This window comes from bacterium (genome assembly GCA_008933615.1).
Taxonomy (GTDB): Bacteria; CLD3; CLD3; order SB21; family SB21; genus SB21.
Window position 1 is genome coordinate 1 of sequence record WBUR01000070.1, and the last position, 5,446, is coordinate 5,446.

The window sequence follows — 5,446 nt, forward strand, 5'->3', positions numbered from 1 at the left end:
CTCTATCTTTGCAACCGCCAAACGGGAAGGCAGGGATGTTGAAGGGGAGGCGAGAGTTCATTAAGTGGTTGTATGGTAAAAGGTTAGTAACAATTTTTGAAATAATTTTGGAAGTTGTTTGGAAATTAAGAAAAGGCGATTACCTTTGCAGCCGCTAAACGAAAAGCGAGTTCAGTGAAAGAGTTGGGGAGTAAGATTTGATGGATTGCGGGCAGATAACTCTGTCAGGTTTTTAGGATCGGAGGGAAAGAGAGGAATAGATTAAAAACCGGAGCAGACGTCAAAAGGAGGAGAGAAAAAAAAGGAAAAAAAGTTTTAAAAAGCTTTGGTAAATTAGAAACTCTTCATAACTTTGCACCCCGCTGAAACGGCCGCCACAACAAGGCGGTACAGAGCAAGCTGGACCAAACGTTCAAAAAGAATACGAGATTGAATTTAACCATTGGAGGTCGCTTCGCAAGAGGTAGAAAGATGGTGGTAAAATCGATAGCCGCAAGGCACAGGAGTTCATTGAAAATATTGAAAAGGAAAAACAAGGAAGGTTACGCAAATTAAATTTTTGAGTTAACGTCATAGAGCTGGATAATATTTAACTTTTAACTTACAACGAAGAGTTTGATCCTGGCTCAGGATGAACGCTAGCGGGAGGCCTAACACATGCAAGTCGAACGGGATTGGGAGCTTGCTCCCATGAGAGTGGCGCACGGGTGAGTAACGCGTATGCAACCTGCCTATAACAGAGGGATAGCCCATAGAAATGTGGATTAATACCTCATAGTCCTTAATCTCCGCATGGATTTTAAGGTAAAACTCCGGTGGTTATAGATGGGCATGCGTGACATTAGCTAGTTGGTGAGGTAACGGCTCACCAAGGCGACGATGTCTAGGGGTTCTGAGAGGATGATCCCCCACACTGGTACTGAGACACGGACCAGACTCCTACGGGAGGCAGCAGTGAGGAATATTGGTCAATGGGCGCAAGCCTGAACCAGCCATCCCGCGTGAAGGATGAAGGTCCTATGGATTGTAAACTTCTTTTATACACCAAGAAAAAGCAGGACGTGTCCTGCCCCGACGGTAGTGTATGAATAAGCATCGGCTAACTCCGTGCCAGCAGCCGCGGTAATACGGAGGATGCAAGCGTTATCCGGATTCATTGGGTTTAAAGGGTGCGTAGGCGGCTTTTTAAGTCAGTGGTGAAATCCTGCCGCTTAACGGTAGAATTGCCATTGATACTGAGAAGCTTGAGTACAATTGAGGTAAGCGGAATGTGTAGTGTAGCGGTGAAATGCTTAGATATTACACAGAACACCAATTGCGAAGGCAGCTTACTAAACTGTTACTGACGCTGATGCACGAAAGCGTGGGGAGCGAACAGGATTAGATACCCTGGTAGTCCACGCCGTAAACGATGATCACTCGCTGTATGCGATACACAGTATGCGGCCAAGCGAAAGCATTAAGTGATCCACCTGGGGAGTACGATCGCAAGGTTGAAACTCAAAGGAATTGACGGGGGCCCGCACAAGCGGAGGAACATGTGGTTTAATTCGATGATACGCGAGGAACCTTACCTGGGCTTAAATGTAGAGCGACAGCTTGTGAAAGCAGGCTTTCTTCGGACGATCTACAAGGTGCTGCATGGTTGTCGTCAGCTCGTGCCGTGAGGTGTCGGGTTAAGTCCCATAACGAGCGCAACCCTTATCGTTAGTTGCCAGCGGGTCAAGCCGGGGACTCTAGCGAGACTGCCACCGTAAGGTGTGAGGAAGGTGGGGATGACGTCAAATCAGCACGGCCCTTATGTCCAGGGCTACACACGTGTTACAATGGCAAGTACAAAGGGCAGCTACCCCGTGAGGGGATGCTAATCTCTAAAGCTTGTCTCAGTTCGGATCGAAGTCTGCAACCCGACTTCGTGAAGCTGGATTCGCTAGTAATCGCGCATCAGCCATGGCGCGGTGAATACGTTCCCGGGCCTTGTACACACCGCCCGTCAAACAATGGAAGCTGGGGGTACCTGAAGTCTGTAACCGCGAGGAGCGGCCTAGGGTAAAACTAGTAACTGGTGTTAAGTCGTAACAAGGTAGCCGTACCGGAAGGTGTGGCTGGAACACCTCCTTTCTGGAGCTTGATGTTAAGATAGGGTTTAATTAAGATAAACGCCTTGTTTTCCTTTTTATTAAAATATTGAGTGCAGCGAAAAGCGAAGAGCTGTTAGCATGAAGCGAAAGGCCGTCATCCAACAGCAGGTCGCTTTGCAAAGCAAAACAGTCTCGTAGCTCAGTTGGTTAGAGCGCTACACTGATAATGTAGAGGTCCCCAGTTCAACTCTGGGCGGGACTACACAAATCAGTTCCAAGTTTAAAGTTTAAAGTTCCAAGTGTGAAAGCAACTTGAAACCCGGAACTAGAAACCTGAAACTAAAACCCGGGGGATTAGCTCAGTTGGCTAGAGCATCTGCCTTGCACGCAGAGGGTCAAGGGTTCGACTCCCTTATTCTCCACCAAAAAGAAGTACAACAGTACTTAAAGAGAGAGAGAATAAGAATAAAACAAGCATACGAATAAACGATTACAACAACAAAGCGTTCATACAATTTATTGGAAAGTGAATAGTAAAAAAGTGGAAAAGTCTGAGGTATAAGAACAACCTGGAACTTGAAACTTTGAACTTGAAACTTTTTTAGACAGGGATATGCGGCAGGCGCATAGTAAAAGTGGTTCGAGTCCATAAATATCCACGTTTAACTCAGACAACCTGGAAGCAGAAAGGATACCGGTTCGGTGTTCGGGAAGTGAAAAGGAGAGTTATAAAGTTCTTTGACATATTGGGAAAAATAAATAGAAGTAAAGATTAACCTGTAAGTATAATAAATAGAAGAAAGTTAGTAAGGGCGTACGGTGGATGCCTTGGCTCTCAGAGACGACGAAGGACGTGATAAGCTGCGAAAAGTTGCGGGGAGGTGCAAATAACCTTTGATCCGTAAATATCCGAATGGGACAACCCACCTTAGCAATAAGGTATCCGATTATGTCGGAGGTCAACCCGCTGAACTGAAACATCTAATTAAGCGGAGGAAAAGAAAACAAAAGTGATTCCCCTAGTAGTGGCGAGCGAAAAGGGAACAGCCTAAACCAATATTGTTTCGGCAATGTTGGGGTTGTAGGGCTGCGATATACGAATTAATTTTAAGTGGAACGGTTTGGAAAATCCGGCAATATAAGGTGAAAGCCCTGTACACGTAAATAATTAGCTAGTTAGCAGTACCCTGAGTAGGGCGGGACACGAGGAATCCTGTCTGAATCTGCCGGGACCATCCGGTAAGGCTAAATACTCCTGAGAGACCGATAGTGAACTAGTACCGTGAGGGAAAGGTGAAAAGAACCGCGAACAGCGGAGTGAAATAGTACCTGAAACCGTGCGCCTACAAGCTGTAGGAGCCACTTCGTGTGGTGACTGCGTGCCTTTTGCATAATGAGCCTACGAGTTAGTCGTCACTGGCGAGATTAAGGGATTAAGTCCCGGAGTCGAAGCGAAAGCGAGTCTGAATAGGGCGTAAAGTCAGTGGCGCTAGACGCGAAACCTTGTGATCTACCCATGGTCAGGTTGAAGTCCCGGTAACACGGGATGGAGGACCGAACCAGTTAACGTTGAAAAGTTTTTGGATGAACTGTGGGTAGGGGTGAAAGGCCAATCAAACTGGGAAATAGCTCGTACTCCCCGAAATGCATTTAGGTGCAGCCTCGGTTACGAGTCTTGCAGAGGTAGAGCTACTGATTGGATGCGAGGGCTTCACCGCCTATCAAATCCAGACAAACTCCGAATGCTGCAAGATGCTTACCGGGAGTGAGGGCGCGGGTGCTAAGGTCCGTGTCCAAAAGGGAAAGAACCCAGATCATCAGCTAAGGTCCCCAAGTATATACTAAGTTGAACTAACGAGGTCTGATTGCTTAGACAGCTAGGATGTTGGCTTGGAAGCAGCCATTCATTTAAAGAGTGCGTAACAGCTCACTAGTCGAGCGATCGGGCATGGATAATAATCGGGCATTAAGTATATCACCGAAGCTATGAATTGACAATTAATTTTGTCACTGGTAGGGGAGCATTCCAAACTGCGTTGAAGCCGTTTCGTAAGGAGCGGTGGAGTGTTTGGAAAAGCAAATGTAGGCATAAGTAACGACAAAGGGGGTGGGAAACCCCCTCGCCGATAGACTAAGGTTTCCTGATCAACGTTAATCGGATCAGGGTTAGTCGGGACCTAAGGAAAAGCCGAAAGGCGTATTCGATGGATAATCGGTTAATATTCCGATACTTTTTAATACTGCGATGGGGTGACGGAGTGATGAAAGATCCGCGTACTGACGGAATAGTACGTTAAAGGGCGTAGGTGTTGAGACTGGTAGGTAAATCCGCCGGTTGAGCCGAAACCTGACAGTACCGAGAGCCTTCGGGCAATCGGATAGTGATCCTAAAGGCTTCCAAGAAAAACCTCTAAGCTTCAGGTATTAAAGACCCGTACCACAAACCGACACAGGTAGTCAAGGAGAGAATCCTAAGGCGCTCGAGTGATCCATGGCTAAGGAACTAGGCAAAATAGCCCCGTAACTTCGGGAGAAGGGGCGCTGGCGCAAGCCAGCCGCAGTGAAAAGGCCCAGGCGACTGTTTATCACAAACACATGGCTATGCTAAATCGAAAGATGATGTATATGGCCTGACACCTGCCCGGTGCCGGAAGGTTAAGAGGGGATGTCATCGCAAGAGAAGCATTGAATTGAAGCCCCGGTAAACGGCGGCCGTAACTATAACGGTCCTAAGGTAGCGAAATTCCTTGTCGGGTAAGTTCCGACCTGCACGAATGGTGTAACGATCTGGGCACTGTCTCAGCCATGAGCTCGGTGAAATTGTAGTCTCGGTGAAGATGCCGAGTACCCGCAACGGGACGGAAAGACCCCGTGCACCTTTACTGCAACTTCACATTGATCCTGGGTAAGTAATGTGTAGGATAGGACGGAGGCTTTGAAGCGGGTTCGCCAGGACTCGTGGAGCCATCCTTGAAATACGTCCCTTTGCTTATCTGGGACCTAACCCCGATTATTCGGGGGACAATGTGTGGTGGGTAGTTTGACTGGGGTGGTCGCCTCCAAAAGAGTAACGGAGGCTTCCAAAGGTTCCCTCAAGACGATTGGTAACCGTCTGAAGAGTGCAATGACACAAGGGAGCTTGACTGTGAGACTGACAAGTCGATCAGGTACGAAAGTAGGGCATAGTGATCCGGTGGTTCCGCATGGAAGGGCCATCGCTCAAAGGATAAAAGGTACGCCGGGGATAACAGGCTGATCGCTCCCAAGAGCTCATATCGACGGAGCGGTTTGGCACCTCGATGTCGGCTCGTCACATCCTGGGGCTGGAGAAGGTCCCAAGGGTTGGGCTGTTCGCCCATTAAAGT

2 tRNA genes and 2 rRNA genes are annotated in these 5,446 nt (G+C 47.9%); all 4 read left to right on the forward strand.

Annotation, left to right across the window (positions count from 1 at the left end):
• The first annotated feature begins 603 nt into the window (after positions 1-603).
• A 16S ribosomal RNA gene (locus F9K33_16180) occupies positions 604-2,123 on the forward strand.
• Between the two features lie 146 nt (positions 2,124-2,269).
• Positions 2,270-2,343: transfer RNA gene (locus tag F9K33_16185), tRNA-Ile, on the forward strand.
• Between the two features lie 86 nt (positions 2,344-2,429).
• Positions 2,430-2,506, forward strand: a tRNA-Ala gene (locus F9K33_16190).
• Between the two features lie 367 nt (positions 2,507-2,873).
• Positions 2,874-5,446 (forward strand): 23S ribosomal RNA (locus F9K33_16195); the annotation flags it as partial.